This window comes from Nostoc sp. ChiSLP03a (assembly GCF_034531215.2).
Taxonomy (GTDB): domain Bacteria; phylum Cyanobacteriota; class Cyanobacteriia; order Cyanobacteriales; family Nostocaceae; genus Nostoc.
In genome coordinates, this window is record NZ_JAVRBQ020000142.1 from 1 (window position 1) to 17,919 (window position 17,919).

The following is a 17,919-nucleotide window of genomic DNA, read 5'->3' on the forward strand; positions in this document are numbered from 1 at the left end:
TAATGTGAAGTTACACATATCTAGATCCCCCTAAATCCCCCGATAAATTGGGGGACTTTGATATGTTTTTCTGGTTCCCCCCTTTATAAGGGGGGCTAGGGGGGATCGAATTCTATGCAGCTTTATAAAAAATTGGTATAAGTACTTCAGTTTTTAAACCTTGACATTGGTAGCGATCGCTAACTAACATTGCAAACTCAGCTTCATTTGTACCAAGAAAAATTTTGGCAAAGGTATTGTTTCCAGTAAAGCTTGCAGGTATGAAAAACTTGACTTCTAATTTGTCGCTTTACATTTTTCGTGAGAATCACTCAAAGCCAGTTCTGCAATGGCTCAAACCGAGCAAATTCCGACTCTAGGTGCCATTGAATCCGCGCGCGATCGTTCTTGTGCAAAAAAGCACTGCACCCTTGAGAAACAGAGGTTTCACCAGGGGTATCGCTTGCACAAGCTGGAACCATTGCCTTAAACTCAGGCGACTTCCAGAGACTATTTCCCGGAGCGAAACTATATTCTAAGCTATTGCGAGCTAGTCGCTTGAGGTCTTTATATCCTAGTCCATATCTCGTTGCCGCTAACAGATATTCATGACTCAAATCAATCCGGGAAATGCCTTCATCATCTGAAGCAAGGGTCAGTGGTACTCCAGCCTTCCAATACTCCGTAAAAGGATGCTCATCTCCCTGGACATTCAAAATGACTTCATTACTGGTCAGGCAGATTTCGACCAACACGCCGAGTCGCCGCATTTGCTCCATCAACTCGAAGGGACGCTCCTCAAAAAGAATATCCACGCCATGTCCGATGCGAGATGCCTGTGCCACTTCTACAGCTTGCCGAATATGAAAACGTAAATCCTCTGTCGGAACCAAACCGAAAGTTAACTCTCCTGCATGGAGCGCGACCTTGACATCGGGATATTGGCGTTTGAAAAATTGCAGCATTTGCATTTGCAGGGTGTAGTCGCGCAGTGCAATCGGGTTGTCTTCTGGGGCGACGAGATTGATGCCAACTACCCGCGAATCCGATGAAGCTAGTGCAAAGGCATAAGCTAACTGAGCAAACACTTCAACAGGCGACTTTGTTCTTGTCGTTTGCTGCAAATAGCGCACCGTCACTGCACATCCAGGCTGTGCTGATGGAGTGCCGCAACCGAGTGTTTTCGAGACTTCGCGCTCCAACTGTGCAAATTCCTGGCTGCCCAGTGTCACTAGCTTGGTTAATCCTCGTTTGAGCAATTGACGGTGCATCTCTTGCAAATCTTGATTCCAACCAACTTCACGCCCTAGCTGTCGAACCTCACTCCCCTGAACGGTAAGCATTAACTCTAGATAGGTAATATGCTGCGAAGCTGCCCGATTTGCTACTGACGCGACCATATCATCCCGACGGCTCATAGAGTCTGATATTGTCCCAAAACCACTAAAAGCTTCAAAAAATTGGTCGTGTCCTGATTTACCAGCAAATTGGAGGTTGCGAGTAGACCAACGATTTATTAGGGAATCATAAATAGATGTTCGGTTTAACAATTCTGAAGCTGGAAAATAACTACTGTCCTGACTGCAAGCTAATGGTTCAACTAAAGTTCCTACCTTTGGATTCACACAATACCCATCGGTAGCAGCCCACTCCAGATAGTGTTCTGCGTACACAGCCCCGCTGAGATGACTGTGGATATCTCCTCCCTTTGGCATTCGTTGTACAAATGCTCGTAAAGCGCCTGATTGAGCGCGATGGGCTTCAAACCAACTAGCAGCTTGAGCTTCACTCCGAGTCGAAGATTGCTGCGAATTAGATGGGACTTGGGCTGCTACACTGAAGATAAAACAGCTAGAACTCGTTAATACTCCTAAAAACAAATAATATAAGGACGCTCGTCTATGCATATAGATTTATTTTTTTGTAAAACATGGCCAGTATGAGTGTAGTTATCATGCTGTTTAAAACCATCAACTATCAATCTTTAGAAGCCAAATAAACTATAACCTAAGATAGATACGTATTAATTAATTTTATTTAGTTCAATCTGAACTTATCATTTTTTAACATTAGTATTGCCAGCACAATCCGCTTACTTCGCGCCCACTCAAACCAAGTGCTGACATCGATAGTCACAGTGTTAAGTAAGTCGGTGCAATAAAACCAAATTATGTAAAGAAAAGTAAATAAGGCTCAAACTCTTTCTCCCCCAGCTAAGAAGCCCCCAGCAAGAACTGCCTTATTCCAACAATAATTATTTACGCCGACCTACTTATTACTTTTCTTCCTACTTTTGCAACAGTTTCACATTGCATCTGGAGATTCATTCAGACTTAATAATGGTATTAACTGATAAGTTCTAGATAAAAATGAATGTAAACTAAATAACTCAGCAATTTTTATCTAGCTTAACGAAAATCTAAACAGCGTCTAGCACAACTAAGCTAAAAATAGTTTTCAGTAACAATACCGCTCGTAAATGTAATCATGTCTCAACCAACTATAGAATCAATCCTACAAGAAAACCGCCTTTTTCATCCTAGTTCAGAATTCTCGCAGAACGCCCATATCAAAAGTCTGGATGACTATCAGCGTCTCTACGACCAAGCCAAAGCCGATCCGCAGCAATTTTGGGCAGATTTGGCTGGAAAAGAATTAGAATGGTTCCAAAAATGGGACACAGTATTAGATTGGCAACCACCTTTTGCTAAGTGGTTCGTTGGCGGTAAGATGAATATTTCTTACAATTGCCTTGACAGACATCTCACTACCTGGCGCAAAAATAAAGCCGCATTGATTTGGGAAGGAGAACCAGGTGATTCCCGTACCCTTACCTACGCCCAACTGCACCGGGAAGTTTGCCAGTTTGCCAATGTATTGAAGCAACTAGGCGTACAAAAAGGCGATCGCGTTGGTATTTATATGCCAATGATTCCCGAAGCTGCGATCGCCATGTTAGCTTGTGCCAGAATCGGCGCACCCCACAGCGTAGTATTTGGTGGTTTTAGTGCCGAAGCTTTGCGCGATCGCTTAATCGATGCTCAAGCCAAGTTAGTAATTACGGCTGATGGTGGTTGGCGCAAAGATGCGATCGTTCCTCTCAAGGCACAAGTAGATAAAGCCTTGGCTGATGGTGCTGTTCCCAGTGTAGAAAATGTCCTCGTTGTCAAGCGCACCGGACAAGAAACTTATATGCAGTTGGGTGGACGCGACCATTGGTGGCATGATTTGCAAAAAGGTGTATCAGCAGATTGTCCCGCCGAACCGATGGACAGTGAAGATATGCTGTTTGTCCTCTACACTTCTGGCAGCACAGGCAAACCGAAGGGTGTAGTGCATACAACTGCTGGTTATAATCTGTATACCCATATCACCACCAAGTGGATCTTTGACCTGCAAGACACAGATGTATACTGGTGTACCGCAGATGTCGGTTGGATTACGGGACATAGCTACATTGTCTACGGCCCGCTTTCCAACGGTGCAACCACGATAATGTATGAAGGTGCGCCCCGTGCTTCTAATCCTGGCTGTTTCTGGGATGTAATTGAAAAATACGGCGTGAATATTTTTTATACAGCACCTACAGCAATTCGGGCATTTATTAAGATGGGCGAACAACATCCGAATGCGCGAAACTTGTCTTCGTTGCGTTTGCTGGGAACCGTCGGCGAACCGATTAACCCCGAAGCTTGGATGTGGTATCACAAAGTTATAGGTGGAGAACGTTGTCCAATAGTTGATACTTGGTGGCAAACGGAAACCGGCGGTATCATGATTACACCGCTACCAGGAGCAATTCCCACTAAACCCGGTTCAGCAACTCTCCCCTTCCCTGGAATTATTGCAGATATCGTGGATCTAGAAGGAAACACCGTACCCAATAAAGAAGGTGGTTATTTGGCGGTGCGCCATCCCTGGCCAGGAATGATGCGGACAGTTTACGGCGATCCAGAACGCTTCCGCCGCACTTATTGGGAACACATTCCGCCCAAAGATGGGAACTATACTTACTTTGCTGGTGATGGCGCTAGACTTGATGAAGACGGCTACTTCTGGGTAATGGGTCGTGTGGATGACGTGTTGAATGTCTCAGGGCATCGACTCGGTACAATGGAAGTAGAATCAGCCTTAGTTTCCCATCCAGCAGTTGCAGAAGCGGCGGTAGTGGGTAAACCGGATGAACTTAAGGGTGAAGAAGTAGTTGCTTTTGTGACTTTAGAAGGCACTTATCAGGGAAGTGAAGAACTGAGTAAAGAACTCAAGCAGCACGTTGTCAAAGAAATCGGTGCGATCGCACGTCCCGGAGAAATTCGCTTTACAGACGCTTTGCCTAAAACGCGATCGGGTAAAATTATGCGGCGCTTGCTGCGGAATCTAGCTGCCGGACAAGAGGTATCTGGAGATACTTCTACATTGGAAGATCGGGGTGTGTTGGATAAGTTACGAGAAGGTGTGTAAATAATTCCAAATTAGCTTAATAAGGGCGCATATATATGTGCGCCCTTATCGTCTCTCTTGTGATGCATTACGCGCTAACCCAGGCCAATTTATCATAAAGATTAGAACATTATTGAGGCATTCAGGGCGATGAAGGTGAAGTGCAAATCCAAATCAGCATTTGTTCAACCTATTGGCTGTATGATGCTGAGTATTATCAGTGTAATGGGGATATCACCATTAGTGTTAGCGGTTCCTGGACAAGTTTCTTTGCATTCGCCAGAACAGTTTGCACAGAGACAACCACAAAAAATCGCCCAATCTTCAGGTACAGATACACCAGAGCGATCGCAGCTAATCCAACAAGCTAATACTCTCTATAGTCAAGGAGACTTTAAAGGTGCAGAAGAAAATTTACGCCAATTTATTAAAAAATTCCCAGAAGATGCTTTTGGGCACTTTCAATTAGGAAACGTGCTTTTTCAGCAAAAAAAATCAGAAGAAGCGATTAGCGCCTATCAAGAAGCCATTCGCCTTAAGCCAAAATATGCTCTAGCCTACAATGCAAGCGGTATGGTTTACGCAAGTCAAAGTCGCTGGCAAGAAGCCATTACTGAATATAAAAAAGCTCTGGAAATTAATCCTAATTATGGCGAGGCACTGACTAATTTTGCGCTAGCAATGTGGCAAACAAATAAAAAAGATGAGGCGCTATCTTCTTTAGAAAAAGCTTTAAATATTTTCAAAGAGCAGAATAGAGGTGAAAAAGTTAACCAAGTAGAACGAATTTTAAAAGAGATCAAAACTGCTGACGATCCTGGTGTTTCATGAAAATCATAGTTAAGAAGAGTTGCTGCGATCGGCTTTAAGGATGCTTTGCTAGAAATGCGATCGGATACGAAGATTATGCGGCAGTTGTCGTATAATCTTCGCTTATGAATAAAAAACAGGTTTGAAACTGATGACGATAAACCAAGAGAACCGTGTATGCAAGTAAGACAAGAAATTTTTGATACTTATTGGCGATTTGCTACTATGCGCCAGGAAGTATTTTTTAACAAAATTAATAACGTACCACCACCGTGGACGAGTGACCCGATTATTAATACTTATAAATTTTGTAATGCATATCGAGCAAGCGATCGCGTTTCACAATATCTGATCAAAAACGTAATTTACGATGAGAAGAGGAGCAAGAATGAAGAAGAAGTAATTTTACGGATTCTGCTATTTAAAATTTTTAATAAAATAGAGACATGGGAATATTTGGAAAACAAAATAGGAGACTATATTACACTGTCTAATTTCGACTCAAATCTGTATTCAAATATATTACAAGAGGCTATGAATCTTGGATATGTTATTTACACTAGTGCGTATATGTCTTGTGCCAGCAAAGAGTTTGGTTATGATAAAAAACACCAAAACCATTTGGCGTTAATTGATAAAATGGTTGCCCAAGATAGGGTAGTAAATTGCATAGTTAAAGCAAAAAAGTTTGAAGACGTTTTTCAAATCATTCAAGGATATCCATTGTTAGGTAAGTTTATGGCTTACCAATTAGCGACAGATATTAACTACAGTGAAATTATCAACTTTGACGAAAACAGTTTTACTATAGCAGGCCCAGGAGCCGAACGTGGTATCAGCAAGTGTTTCATTGATACAGATGGTAAAACATATACTGATATAATTCATTGGATGACTGAAAATCAAGAAAGAGAGTTTCAACGATTAGGGTTAAATTTTCAATCACTCTGGGGTCGTCCGCTACAAGCTATAGACTGTCAAAATCTTTTTTGTGAAACTGATAAATACTGCCGAGCAGCATTTCCTGATTTGAAAAGTAATCGCAAAAAAATAAAATCAAAATTTACTTCAACGCCTCAATCAATTGATTATTTTTATCCACCTAAATGGCAACTTAACGATAAAATTCAAGAAAAAGTAGGACATAAATTGCCAAAATCAGATTTTGCTAGTTTACAACAAATCAATAATAGTTATCAGCAATTGTCTTTGGAATTAGACTCAACGGTAAAAGCAACGTCTCTAATTATAGAAAATGGATCAAAAGCTTACAAAACATCTGATGAGGAGTCTCAATTTAAGCACAAAAGTAAAAGATCAAAGGCTTTACAGAATACACAAATAGAAAAATTTCAACAATTGTGCTTGTTTGAATCAAACTGGGTATCATAACTCAGCAGTAATTCAAAGTTAAGCACGTTGATATGGAAAGATATGCCGACTTCGACACCACTAAAAAGTATCGCTACTTACTAGGGCGTAGGTGGGATGCAAGTTTGCCGCAAGTTACTTTTGTGATGCTTAATCCAAGTACCGCAGATGCTGAAAAAGATGATAGGACACTTACTAGATGTATTAACTTTGCTAAGTCTTGGGGTTATGGTTCTCTTGAAGTGGTTAACCTATTTGCTTATCGTGCTACGCAACGTGCTGATCTTTACGTAACGCCTGATCCTGTAGGATCAGAAAATAACTGTTATATTCAATTAGCAACAAAACGGGCTGACTCAATTATTGTGGCATGGGGTGGGGGTAAGTATCCCGAAATCCAGAATCGGAATAAACAAGTGCTAAATCTAATTTATGATAAATCTCCCTACTCTCTGGGTCGTATAACAAAAGATGGACATCCACGGCATCCTGTACGTCTTGCGGCTACTACAGAAAGAATTATTTTTCCTATTAATTCCTTATAACGGTAATTGATTTTTCTAATAGCAAGAATTTTTATTTATTATTAAATTTCTATTTTAATCATTTATGAAAACTACCATAATCAAAAACTGTAAAATGGGGTAGCTTAATTATGAATTTTTCTGATTATCAAACACAAGCACTTAATACAAACCAGATTCCTGCTGTAGAAAATACCGAACTAATAATACCTCTTCTCGGTTTAGTGGGTGAAGTTGGCTCATTGATGACTGAGTATAAAAAACATTTACGCGACGGTGATGCACACAAACTATTTAAAGAAGGTATCGCGGAAGAGTTGGGAGATATGCTTTGGTATATTTCCAATTTAGCAAGCAAATTTAACCTTAATTTGGAAGAAATTGCGGAAGATAATTTGAGAAAGTGCCGTGATCGCTGGGGATGGAGAGATTCAGATATAATAGATGATAAAGCTACAAGCTACATATTTGATAATGACTTCCCTGAATATGAAAGTTTACCACGAAAGTTTGAAGTAGAAATTACGGAGGTAAGCAAAGATAATTCAGTTAAAATGAAGGCATTTATAAACAAAAAACAGATTGGAAATGACCTCACTGATAATTCCTATATAAGTGATGGGTACCGCTTTCATGATGTTTTCCATTTTTCCTATGCCGCAGTTTTAGGTTGGTCAGTTGTCACTCGTAGTATGCTTAAACGTAAGCGCAAAAGTAATTCTAATATTGACGAAGTTGAAGACGGCGGTCGTGCAGTAGCTATTGAGGAAGGTATATCAGCACTTGTATTTAGCTATGCCAAAGATCACGGTTTCTTAGAAGGCGTTTCAACATTAGATTACCAACTATTAAAGACTATCAAAAATATGACATCGCATTTAGAAGTTTCTCAATGTTCGCTAGGTGATTGGGAGAAAGCAATTTTGATGGGCTATGATGTCTGGCGACAGGTAGAGAAAAATCGAGGAGGAAGGATAGTCGTTGATCTTGATGCACGCTTGATAACCTATTTGGAAGAGTCTAGTCTACGTTTAGCCTGTGTGGAAATAAAACATTCACTTAACGATAGCTTGCAGGTAAAAAAATGAGTTTTTGGTCATCACAAACTTTGAGTTCTCGTCTTCCCAGTTTAATTGAACCATTTTATGAGGCTCAAGTTCAGTCTGCATCATACGAATTGTGTTTAGGGGAAGAAGTTTATATTTCAGCTCTTCCTGATACACCTCCGAAAGAACGGAAAAAAATTATTCTCGGACAAAAGGAAACTGTTTCTATCCCTCCAGGACAGTTTGCATTTCTGATAACTTCTGAAATAATCAAAGTTCCTAACAATGCACTTGCATTGATTTCAATTAAATTCAAATTTAAGTCAAAGGGGCTGATTAATGTTTCCGGTCTTCATGTCGATCCTGGCTATAATGGCAAACTAATTTTCGCTGTTTATAATGCTGGGCCTCTTCACCTTCATATAGCAAGAGGCGAGAAAGTTTTTTCTATATGGTATGCAGACTTAGATAAAGACGATGAAAAGCCACGAGATAAGAAAGGTTATGATTTAATTCCCACTGATTTAATGAATAGTCCTGATTTAGTTTCTTCTCTTCCTTCTTTAGTCAAACGTTTAGATGAACTGGAGAAAAAAGTAGAAAATTATTCTATCAAACAGACTGTAGTCTTGACGATTGCTATTGGGGTTCTACTTGCTTTTGCAAAGCCAATAGTGGATATATTTATACAGCCATTACTCAATATGATTAAATCTTCTCTTACCATTTATTAATTTGAAATTGATGAAATGAATTTAAGCCGTTGTTATATACTTACATGAAATAAGTACAAAATTCCTAAATCTCAAGTATTCTAGTACAACAAAGCTTGTTAGATTTATTAAGATAATAAATAAAATACAAATATAATTTTGGTTGTACCTATGACTTCCTTATCTGCATTAACTTTACCTGACCACACGCAGTTACCAGACTCAGACGGTACATTTGTGAAAAATCTTCAGGAGCATCCGCAAAGCATTTTAATTACAGATTCAATTAAACCTGTTTTAGAGAAACTTCATCCCGACAGTCAATATTGTATTGGACAAGATTCTGGTATCTACGGGCGATTAACAGATCCTCCTGAAAAAGGGGCTGAAGCACCAGACTGGTTTTATGTACCCAATGTACCATCGACACTTAACGGTAAAATGCGCCGTTCTTATGTGTTGTGGAAGGAGTATGTTGCGCCCTTAATTGTGATTGAATTTGTCTCTGGAGATGGTTCAGAAGAACGAGATAACACACCGCCATCTCAAGGTGAAGGTGGAAATGTTGGTAAGTTTTGGGTTTATGAGCAGGCAATTCGAGTGCCTTATTATGGAATTTATGAAGTAGCAAAAGCACAAGTGCAAGTTTTTCACCTAGTCGATAATACTTATCAACTGATGCAACCCAATGAACGAGGGCATTACCCAATTGCTCCTATGGGTGTAGAGTTAGGAATCTGGCAAGGATTTTATCAAAATGCAGAGTTACCTTGGTTGCGGTGGTGGGATATACAAGGAAATTTACTGCTAACAGGTGAGGAACGTGCTGTGAATGAGCGGCAAAAGCGGGAGAGAATTGTAGAGAAATTGCGATCGCTATCTGCTGAACAACTCAATGCTTTAGGAATTGATCCAGAAATGTTAGATTAGGAAATATTCTCATCTACTAATATTACATCTTCATATATTTCTGCGATCGCACACCGAAAATCAACGCTAGCTAAATGCACTTCTCCCTCTTGTTCATAAGGGTAAAGTACCCACTGTCCTTGTTCGTTGCGGCGGAAGCATTCTACACTCATTCTATCTGGTGAAATTAGCACATATTCTTGTAGCGATTCTAAGTGTCGGTAACTAGCAAATTTCTTCCCTCTGTCATAGCCTTCGGTTGACTCAGAAAGCACTTCGATAATTAAGCAAGGATGGGACTTAAAATATTCAAATTCTTTATCTCGTGGATCGCAAGTCACCATTACATCGGGATAAAAATAGCGATTTATGACCTCGATTTGTGCTTTCATGTCTAACATATAGACACGGCAACCACTACCCCGGAGATGGTTTCGCAATAGCATTGATACATTCATGCTAACTGTGACATGAGCATCACTTGCTCCTGCCATTGCGTAGACTTGCCCATCAATATACTCGTGTTTGATTTCACTAAATTTCTCACCTTCTAAATATTCTTCTGGGGAGATATAGTACTCACTTTGGCTAACGCCCATTTTAGTATCTGAGTAGTTTTATCAAACATTTTAACTTATAAAACAAATCTAATGAGCAACAGCGCCACCAGTTGGCTTCACCTTTTTGAGGAATAAAATAGCAATTCCACTAACTAACAAAGCAATGCCAATAAAGTAGAAACAATCGTTAAAAGCCATCACAAATGCTTCCCGGCGGACTATATTAGATATAGATGCGATCGCCTGATTTTGTGCTGTACTTAAATCTGCTCCTTTACTGACAAAATACTGCGTCATTTGGTCAATTCGTTGTTGAATTTCTGGGTTATATAAAGATACTCCATCACCCAATCTATTCGAGTGGAATTGCTCTCTACTTGCTAATAAAGTTGCTAAAGAAGCAATTCCAATAGAACCACCTAGATTCCGCATCATATTAAATAAACCACTTGCTGAACCTGCTTCTTTCGGACTCAAACCAGCAGTAGCAATAGAACTAAGCGGCACCATAATTAGGGGTTGTCCCATTGCACGCACAAATTGCGACCAGCGTAATTGATCTAACCCTGTTTCATTAGTCATTCCAGAGTTCATAAATGCACTGATGGAAAACAAAGCCACACCAAAAGCTACCATGAAACGCACGTCAATGCGTTGCATCAATTTTGGTATGAAGGGAATAATAAATAGTTGGGGAATACCAGCCCAAATTAATACTTCACCAATTTGCAGAGCATTGTATTGTTGAATTTGAGCGAGATACAACGGTAAAATATAAATTGAACCATACAATCCTACTCCCAAAGACACATTAACAATACTGGCTAAACCAAAGTTACGTCTAGATAAAAGCCGTAAATTAATAAATGGTTGCTTCCGAGTTAATTCTATAAAGAAAAATATTGCCAAAAAAATTGCCGCAATTACACTTAAGCGCACAATCAACGCTGAACCAAACCAATCTTTACGGCTACCTTCTTCTAAAACAACTTGTAGGGAACCTAAGCCAATAGCCATCGCAATAATTCCCCACCAATCACCTTGTTTGAGTAAATTAATTTGGGGTTTTTCTTGCTTAATTCCATACCAAACACCAGCCAGCATTAATGCTCCTGGAATTACATTTATATAAAAGTTGTATTCCCAACCAAAATTTTCGGTTAACCAACCTCCTAATGTCGGGCCAATTGAGGGTGCAAAAACTGCACTAAACCCAAATGCAGCCAGTCCGACTGATTGTTTTGATTGGGGTAAAGTTGTTAAGACAACTGTCATAGCAGTGGGAATTAAAACTCCTCCGCTAAAACCTTGCAAGGCGCGAAAGAAAATCATGGAATTCAGATCCCATGCCCAAGCACAGCATATAGAAAAGAAGATAAAGAGAGCAGTATTAACTAATAAATAACGTTGCAGAGAAAATACTCGTGACAACCATCCTGTTAGAGGAATTACCACAATTTCTGCGACGAGATAGGCGGTAGAAATCCAAGAACCTTCTTCGAGAGTTGCTCCTAAACTTGCTTGAATATCTTGCAGCGAAGCATTAGTTATTTGAATATCCAATACTGCCATAAATGCACCAAGCATACTGGCTAATACACCAATCCAAGTTTTTAGCGGTACACGCTCTGGTGGTAAAGCAGGATTTTGACCTTGCTGACGAATTACACCTGTATTAGCCATAAGTTTGTTCCAGTCTCAAGGTGAAGTAGCAAAAAACTTTATTATTGAATTTTATACTAATATGTTCTTTGCCTATGCGTGAGTTTGAATCAGCAACACTAAAAATAAAAAATAATTACTATAGCAAGCCTTGCTCGCATAAATATTAAATTTAAATGCGGCTATTTCTCTTAACCTTCTGGAGCCGTTATAATGCCTTTCCGCTCATAAATTGGACGCATTATTTTCCTTAAAGCGGGTAACTGTCTGCTAAAAATAATTGACCCTAAAATACAAGCTATCCCATCAATCATTAAAGTGTTAGGAGCGCCAATACGACTTGCTAGGAAACCTCCTAATAAATTACCTACGGGAATCATTCCCAAAAATGACATTGTGTATAAGCTCATCAATCGCCCGCGTTTATCGTCTTCAACAATGGTTTGTAAAAATGTGTTGCTAGCAGCAATTTGGAGAATTGTTCCTAAGCCAACAAATAACATTGTAAATAAAGAGAGTGGTAAAAATCTAGATAAAGAAAAGGCAATTAAACCAGTTCCTAAAATTGCTGGAGCTAGAGCAATCAATTTCCCAATTCCTAAGATTGTTTGGCGCGTAGCTAGATAAATACCTCCAGTTAAGGCTCCAACTCCAGATGCCGCCATCAAAAACCCTAAACTTTCTGCACCACCTTTGAGAACTTGTTCGGCAATAACGGGGACGAGAATAGTGTTTTGCAGTCCCATCAGGCTGACTAAAGCTGATAGCAATAAGATGGAGCGAATGGGTGAGAAGCTAAAGGCATATACAAATCCCTCTTTGACTTTTTGCAAGGGATTACCATCAGTTACCGAATTTTTCCAAGGTTTAACTTTCATCGCCAATAAACCGGCGATTACAGCAACGTAGCTCAAACCATCAATCAAAAAACAATAGCCAGTTCCAACGCCAGCAATTAATAAACCCCCGATCGCAGGGCCAATTAATCTAGCTCCGTTGAACATCGTGGAATTAATTGCGATCGCATTGGCTAAATCTTCTCTGCGTTCAACTAATTCTGGCACAAAAGCTTGACGGGCTGGCGCATCTAAGGCGTTAATAAATCCTTGAAACAAGCTCAAGGCGATGATGTGCCATACCTCAATCACTCCAGTTAGCGCCAGCACTGCTAATGTTAACGATTGAATCATCGCCAAGACTTGCGTACCAATTAAGGTACGATACCGAGAAAAGCGATCTACAAATACTCCACCAAAGGGAGCTAAAAAAAAGTTAGGAATTTGACTAGAAAATCCCACAACTCCCAGCATGAATGGGGATTTTGTCAAGTCATAAACTAGCCAAATTGTGGCAAGTTGCGTCATCCACGTCCCAATTAGGGAAATACCTTGCCCAGCAAAAAACAGTTGGTAGTTTCTTGACCTTAATGCAGGTAGTAGCGGTTTTTTCATCTCAGGCTTGTTTTATACCAATCTGCTTTCATAGATATCATTTCACCCGATCTCTATACGCCTCTCTTTAGATGTAGGAGAATGTCATAGGTAGAAGGAGGTTTTTCATCTGTTTTCAGCCGATTTGGTATTACTTGACTTCCACCGCAACTTCCGCAGACATCCCAGGAGTAATCCGCGATTCGTATCCTTGAATGCTCTTTTGGTCGAAAACTACTTTTACTGGAATGCGTTGGACGACTTTAGTAAAGTTACCTGTAGCATTATCGGGTGGCAATAAGGCAAACTGAGCGCCGGAAGCTGGCGAAATACTGTCAACACGACCGATAAAGGTGTGATGAGGGAAACTATCTAACTTGATCTCTACTGGCTCTCCTGGCCGCATCTTTTCTAATTGAGTTTCTTTGAAGTTCGCAACTACCCAATAGCTGTTATCGACGATCGCCATTAATGGTGTTCCGGCTGCGACGCGGTTGCCAACTTCCACATTTTTCCTACCTACCCGTCCAGCACTGGGGGCGGTAACATTTACATAAGATAGTTGCAGTTGTGCGTCTTTGAGCGATGCTTCTGATTGGGCGATCGCCGCTTTTGCCGCTTCGTATTGACTGCGTTTGACTGTGGTATCTTGTCCGCCTGCGGTAGCTTGTTGCAATCCTCCCTTAGATGCTGCCAATTTAGCTTGGGCGTTAGTGACATTTTCTTGCGCTTGTGCTAACTGAGACTGGGCTTTGGCAACACCAACTCTCGCAGAGGCTAACCTGGCTTGGGCTTGTTGTACTCCCTGAAGAGCAGCATTCCTTTGTGCTGTAGCTACGTTAAAAGCAGCCTTGGATGCGTCTAGCTGCTGGCGAGCGATCGCACCTGATTGATACAACTGGTTGTAACGATTGTAATCTGCTTGGGCATTTTCCAAATTCGCATTTGTTTGCGCTACCTGCGCTTGGGCGGCAGGAATCCCTGCTTCGGCTAGTCTGACTTCAGCTTGCGCTGCTGGTATCCCAGCTTGAGCTTCTTGGACTGCTGCTTGGGCTGTGGAAATTGCTGCTACTGCACCACTGACATCTCCTTGCGCTTGAGTTGTCTTACCAGTGGTGGTTTGTGAACTCAAAGCAATATTTGCTTGAGCAGCTTGCGCTTGACCACGAGCATTTTCGAGGGCGGCTTGTGCCTGTTGCACCTTACTTTCATAGTCCCGTGGATCTAATTTCACCAACAATTGTCCCGGTTGCACCAGTTGGTTGTCATTCACCAGCACTTCACTTACAGTTCCGGGAATGCGACTACTAACTTGGTGAATATTTCCCGCGACGGTGGCGTTGTCTGTTTCCTGGTGGGTAGAGGCGTATTGCCAGTAGTGAAGACCAAAAGTACCTGCGGCGATCGCACCTACGCCTAATCCTGCCAAAATTAAACCAGTCGGTCTTTTCCGCTTCGGTTTCGCTGGAACTTCTTTCTCTGTCTCAGGAGTTACAACAGGCGCTTCTGCTGTTGCGGATGTCTCTGTAGTAACAGTTTCTAAACTCTCTAAATCGGGAATCACTTCTTTTTCTAAAACTGGGGTTTTGTGTCCGTTGCGTCCGTTTAAAGTATTAGCACCCATGATTCTTACCTCGTTTGCCCGTTCAATAACTTGATTAATAGTCGTTTATTTAGAATGCGTAGTTTTCTCGGAAAAAAATCCTTATTCCTTAGTATGCGTAATATTATCTCAAAACATATCTTTACACTGCCTCCCCCGGTCGGGTGATTATAAAATCATCTTTAAGACAGGTTAGTGATCGCTCGATTCAAGATTTGGGAAAACAGTTCGCGATCGGCAAAGGAAATACCATCCATTGCTTCATCACGCACGGCTGCGGCGATTGGCGGTAAAACAGCTTCTAATTCCTTTCCTGCATCCGTGAGCCAGATTCGCCAGATGCGCCGGTCTTGAGTGTCGCGTTCGCGACGCACCAAACCGCGTTCTTCCATCCGATCTAGTACGCCTGTTAAAGTGCCTCCCACTTGTTTGAGTTTGTCTCCAATACTAGAAGTAGGTAAACCATCTTCTTGCCAAAGACAGCATAACACCAACCAGTGAAATGGTGTCAGTCCAAAGGGTTCTAGCCTCTCAGTAAACTTGCGACTCAGCAATTGTGAGACTAATTTAATTCTGTAGCCCAAATTGTATGGTGCCAGATTTTGCTGCCACGACTCTAAGGTTGGGGAGTGATTAGATGTAGAAACCATTTAGCAAAATACTTAGTGTGCGTACTATTATTCTAACTAAACTAATTTCTTTTAGCAATAGTTACTTTACATCTATCTTAGGGAAGAACTTGAATCAACTGGTACTCTTTTACTGTACCAAGAATGCGGTAAGACCAAGGTAATTTAGGGGACTGGTCAGCATTGATCCAAGCATAGCTCAAAACTGGTATTTGCGAAATAGAGGCTACTTGTTGGATATGAATGGGAAGATATAAAACTCATATTTGATTTGTGAAAAAAACTCAGTACACCTTTATTCCTCCTTCCCAGTCCCCAGCCCCCAGTCCCCGGCTTAATCCAGACAGTTCGGCTTTCATGACCTTTCGTTCTGGGTAAAAAACAGAGTGTTACTAGAATTATTGGCTTGATAAATGACCGCTCAGTACTTGAAGATTGTACAATCAGAAAAATTGAAAAAAGCTTTTAATTTTTCTAATTAACATAATTTATTCAGACATAGACGCGTGCAATGCTAATTTCACTATTACAAAAATTTTTAACAGCACCTATTACTCAAAACAGCAAACAAAATCAATCTAGATTGACTGTTCTTTTTTGGTACAGTCTCAGTCTAACTTTTGCTGTTGGTTATATTTTGATGGGGCTGCGACAAGCTTTCACCAGCAAATATATAGTGAGCGACGATGCACGGGAATATATTTCTTGGGTCTATCGTTACTTTAACCCAGATTTATTTCCTGGGGATTTAATTGCTGATTATTTTCAGTCGGTGACACCAATTGGGTATAGTATTGTTTATAAAATAATTGCAGCTTTAAATATAGATCCAATTTTATTTGGTAAAATTTTTCCATTAGTACTGGGACTAATTACGACTAGCTATTGCTTTGTAGTTGCTATGGAGATATTACCAGTACCAATGGCAGGGTTTATCGCCTCTTTACTTTTAAATCAAAGCCTTTGCCTTCATGATGACCTATTTTCTGCTACACCTAGAGATTTTATTTATTCCCTGGTTTTAGCTTTTATATATTATTTAATCCGGTCTTCCGTATTTGGTATATTGATTGTATTTGCGCTTCAATGTTTAATATACCCTATCATAGGTTTTATCAATTTATTAATCTTACTTTTGAGACTATTTCGCTGGCAGAATGGGCAGATAACTATTTCTCATAACCGAAAAGATTTTATTTTATTTGTAGCAGCCACTATAACTGCTGGCATCCTAATTTTACCTTATACTATTCAATCATCACAATTTGGCCCGACAATTACTGCTGCTGTTGCGAGAACTATGCCAGAGTACTGGGATGGAGGAAGATTCAGGTATTTTACTCATAATATTATTAGTTATTGGTTTGATGGTAGAGATAGCGGTTTTTTTGCTTTAATTGCACCTCCTCAACTATTATTTGGTTTGTTATTACCAATTCTCCTGAAATTCCAGTCTCACTTTCTCCTAACCAAACAAGTCAAGGATGAAGTCAAACTATTACTACAGGTAATAATAGCCAGTTTAATCATGTTTTTTACTGCCCATGCCTTAGCTTTTAAACTGCACTGGCCTAGCCGCTACACCCATCATACTTTTAAGATAGTACTTGCTCTGGCAGCAGCAATCTCTATTACCATAATTTTAGATGCTGCATTGCGATGGTCGAGACAAAATGGCAGACAAATTTTAATTTTAGGGACTATTACGATCCTTGGTGCAGGACTCATTTTGTACCCTAGTAGCTTAAAAGTTTTTCCCAAAACCCCTTATTTAGCAGGTCAAGCCCCAACTTTATATAATTTTTTGCAAAAGCAACCGCAAAATATTGTCATAGCCTCTACTTCCCAAGAAGCAGATAACATACCCATCTTTGCTCAAAGAACAATTTTGGTGGGTAAAGAATATGCATTACCGATCCATACAAAATATTACGCTCAATTTCGCCAGCGGATGATTGACCTTATTAATGCCCAATATACTGATGATATTAATCAGATTAAAGACTTTATTCAAAAATACCACATAACTTTTTGGTTATTAGAACGTTCTGCATTCCTTCCAGAATATATAACTAAAAACACTTGGCTACAACAATATCAGCCAGCCGCACAACAAGCGAACGCAAATTTACAGAAGACTTTACCTGTTTTAGCAACATTAATTAACTCTTGTGCAGTTTTTGAGACTGATAATTTAGTCCTTCTCAAAACAGAATGTATCAAACAGTAGCGAAGACTTGAAT

14 protein-coding genes are annotated in these 17,919 nt (G+C 40.3%); 8 read left to right on the forward strand and 6 right to left on the reverse strand.

All coding sequences use genetic code 11. From position 1 onward, the window contains the following. Positions 1-311 precede the first annotated feature (311 nt). A complete protein-coding gene (locus tag RMY32_RS23430; RefSeq protein ID WP_322713408.1) occupies positions 312-1,886 on the reverse strand; it encodes an adenosine deaminase in 1,575 nt (524 codons plus the stop codon). 580 nt (positions 1,887-2,466) lie between these two features. Between RMY32_RS23430 and acs the strand changes: the two genes are divergently transcribed. The 7 genes from acs to RMY32_RS23465 all read left to right on the forward strand — a co-directional run bounded on the left by acs (position 2,467) and on the right by RMY32_RS23465 (position 9,813). Then, positions 2,467-4,440, forward strand: a complete 1,974-nt coding sequence (gene acs / locus RMY32_RS23435) for an acetate--CoA ligase (protein WP_322713409.1) — start codon at positions 2,467-2,469, stop codon at positions 4,438-4,440. Positions 4,441-4,569: 129 nt separating this feature from the next. Beyond that, positions 4,570-5,250, forward strand: a complete 681-nt coding sequence (locus tag RMY32_RS23440; protein ID WP_322713410.1) for a tetratricopeptide repeat protein — start codon at positions 4,570-4,572, stop codon at positions 5,248-5,250. Between the two features lie 156 nt (positions 5,251-5,406). Further along, the gene (locus RMY32_RS23445) at positions 5,407-6,621 is read left to right on the forward strand and encodes a nucleotide kinase domain-containing protein (RefSeq protein WP_322713411.1); all 1,215 of its coding nucleotides are present in this window, start codon (positions 5,407-5,409) and stop codon (positions 6,619-6,621) included. Positions 6,622-6,653: 32 nt separating this feature from the next. Then, entirely contained in the window at positions 6,654-7,145 is a 492-nt protein-coding gene (locus RMY32_RS23450; protein WP_322713412.1) for a DUF1643 domain-containing protein, read from the forward strand. Between the two features lie 110 nt (positions 7,146-7,255). Continuing rightward, a complete protein-coding gene (locus RMY32_RS23455) occupies positions 7,256-8,212 on the forward strand; it encodes a nucleoside triphosphate pyrophosphohydrolase family protein (RefSeq protein WP_322713413.1) in 957 nt (318 codons plus the stop codon). Beyond that, positions 8,209-8,904: a dCTP deaminase domain-containing protein gene (locus RMY32_RS23460; RefSeq protein WP_322713414.1), complete on the forward strand. Its 696-nt coding sequence runs from the start codon at positions 8,209-8,211 to the stop codon at positions 8,902-8,904. The genes RMY32_RS23455 and RMY32_RS23460 overlap by 4 nt, the downstream gene beginning before the upstream one ends. Positions 8,905-9,054: 150 nt before the next feature. Continuing rightward, on the forward strand, positions 9,055-9,813 hold the full coding sequence (locus tag RMY32_RS23465; protein ID WP_322713415.1) for a Uma2 family endonuclease: 759 nt from the start codon (positions 9,055-9,057) through the stop codon (positions 9,811-9,813). On the opposite strand, the gene RMY32_RS23470 is transcribed toward RMY32_RS23465, so the two are convergent. The 5 genes from RMY32_RS23470 to RMY32_RS23490 form a co-directional block, all read right to left on the reverse strand. Continuing rightward, complete coding sequence (locus RMY32_RS23470) at positions 9,810-10,391, reverse strand: Uma2 family endonuclease (protein ID WP_322713416.1); 582 nt, start codon at positions 10,389-10,391, stop codon at positions 9,810-9,812. The two genes, RMY32_RS23465 and RMY32_RS23470, sit on opposite strands and share 4 nt — an antisense overlap. 48 nt (positions 10,392-10,439) lie before the next feature. Continuing rightward, positions 10,440-12,035: a DHA2 family efflux MFS transporter permease subunit gene (locus RMY32_RS23475; RefSeq protein ID WP_322713417.1), complete on the reverse strand. Its 1,596-nt coding sequence runs from the start codon at positions 12,033-12,035 to the stop codon at positions 10,440-10,442. Between the two features lie 170 nt (positions 12,036-12,205). Continuing rightward, complete coding sequence (locus RMY32_RS23480; RefSeq protein WP_322713418.1) at positions 12,206-13,465, reverse strand: MFS transporter; 1,260 nt, start codon at positions 13,463-13,465, stop codon at positions 12,206-12,208. Between the two features lie 130 nt (positions 13,466-13,595). Beyond that, positions 13,596-15,068: an HlyD family efflux transporter periplasmic adaptor subunit gene (locus RMY32_RS23485; RefSeq protein WP_322713419.1), complete on the reverse strand. Its 1,473-nt coding sequence runs from the start codon at positions 15,066-15,068 to the stop codon at positions 13,596-13,598. A gap of 161 nt (positions 15,069-15,229) precedes the next feature. Continuing rightward, a complete protein-coding gene (locus tag RMY32_RS23490) occupies positions 15,230-15,697 on the reverse strand; it encodes a MarR family transcriptional regulator (RefSeq protein WP_322713420.1) in 468 nt (155 codons plus the stop codon). A gap of 490 nt (positions 15,698-16,187) precedes the next feature. Here RMY32_RS23490 and RMY32_RS23495 point away from each other — a divergent pair, with 490 nt between their 5' ends. Then, positions 16,188-17,906, forward strand: coding sequence for a hypothetical protein (locus RMY32_RS23495; RefSeq protein WP_322713421.1), 1,719 nt, complete (start codon positions 16,188-16,190; stop codon positions 17,904-17,906). Positions 17,907-17,919 lie beyond the last annotated feature (13 nt).

Bases quoted from the DNA above. Each gene is read 5' to 3' on its own strand.
- RMY32_RS23430 (WP_322713408.1), bottom strand. From the start codon at position 1,886: ATGCATAGACGAGCGTCCTTATATTATTTGTTTTTAGGAGTATTAACG.
- acs (WP_322713409.1), top strand. From the start codon at position 2,467: ATGTCTCAACCAACTATAGAATCAATCCTACAAGAAAACCGCCTTTTT.
- RMY32_RS23440 (WP_322713410.1), top strand. From the start codon at position 4,570: ATGAAGGTGAAGTGCAAATCCAAATCAGCATTTGTTCAACCTATTGGC.
- RMY32_RS23445 (WP_322713411.1), top strand. From the start codon at position 5,407: ATGCAAGTAAGACAAGAAATTTTTGATACTTATTGGCGATTTGCTACT.
- RMY32_RS23450 (WP_322713412.1), top strand. From the start codon at position 6,654: ATGGAAAGATATGCCGACTTCGACACCACTAAAAAGTATCGCTACTTA.
- RMY32_RS23455 (WP_322713413.1), top strand. From the start codon at position 7,256: ATGAATTTTTCTGATTATCAAACACAAGCACTTAATACAAACCAGATT.
- RMY32_RS23460 (WP_322713414.1), top strand. From the start codon at position 8,209: ATGAGTTTTTGGTCATCACAAACTTTGAGTTCTCGTCTTCCCAGTTTA.
- RMY32_RS23465 (WP_322713415.1), top strand. From the start codon at position 9,055: ATGACTTCCTTATCTGCATTAACTTTACCTGACCACACGCAGTTACCA.
- RMY32_RS23470 (WP_322713416.1), bottom strand. From the start codon at position 10,391: ATGGGCGTTAGCCAAAGTGAGTACTATATCTCCCCAGAAGAATATTTA.
- RMY32_RS23475 (WP_322713417.1), bottom strand. From the start codon at position 12,035: ATGGCTAATACAGGTGTAATTCGTCAGCAAGGTCAAAATCCTGCTTTA.
- RMY32_RS23480 (WP_322713418.1), bottom strand. From the start codon at position 13,465: ATGAAAAAACCGCTACTACCTGCATTAAGGTCAAGAAACTACCAACTG.
- RMY32_RS23485 (WP_322713419.1), bottom strand. From the start codon at position 15,068: ATGGGTGCTAATACTTTAAACGGACGCAACGGACACAAAACCCCAGTT.
- RMY32_RS23490 (WP_322713420.1), bottom strand. From the start codon at position 15,697: ATGGTTTCTACATCTAATCACTCCCCAACCTTAGAGTCGTGGCAGCAA.
- RMY32_RS23495 (WP_322713421.1), top strand. From the start codon at position 16,188: ATGCTAATTTCACTATTACAAAAATTTTTAACAGCACCTATTACTCAA.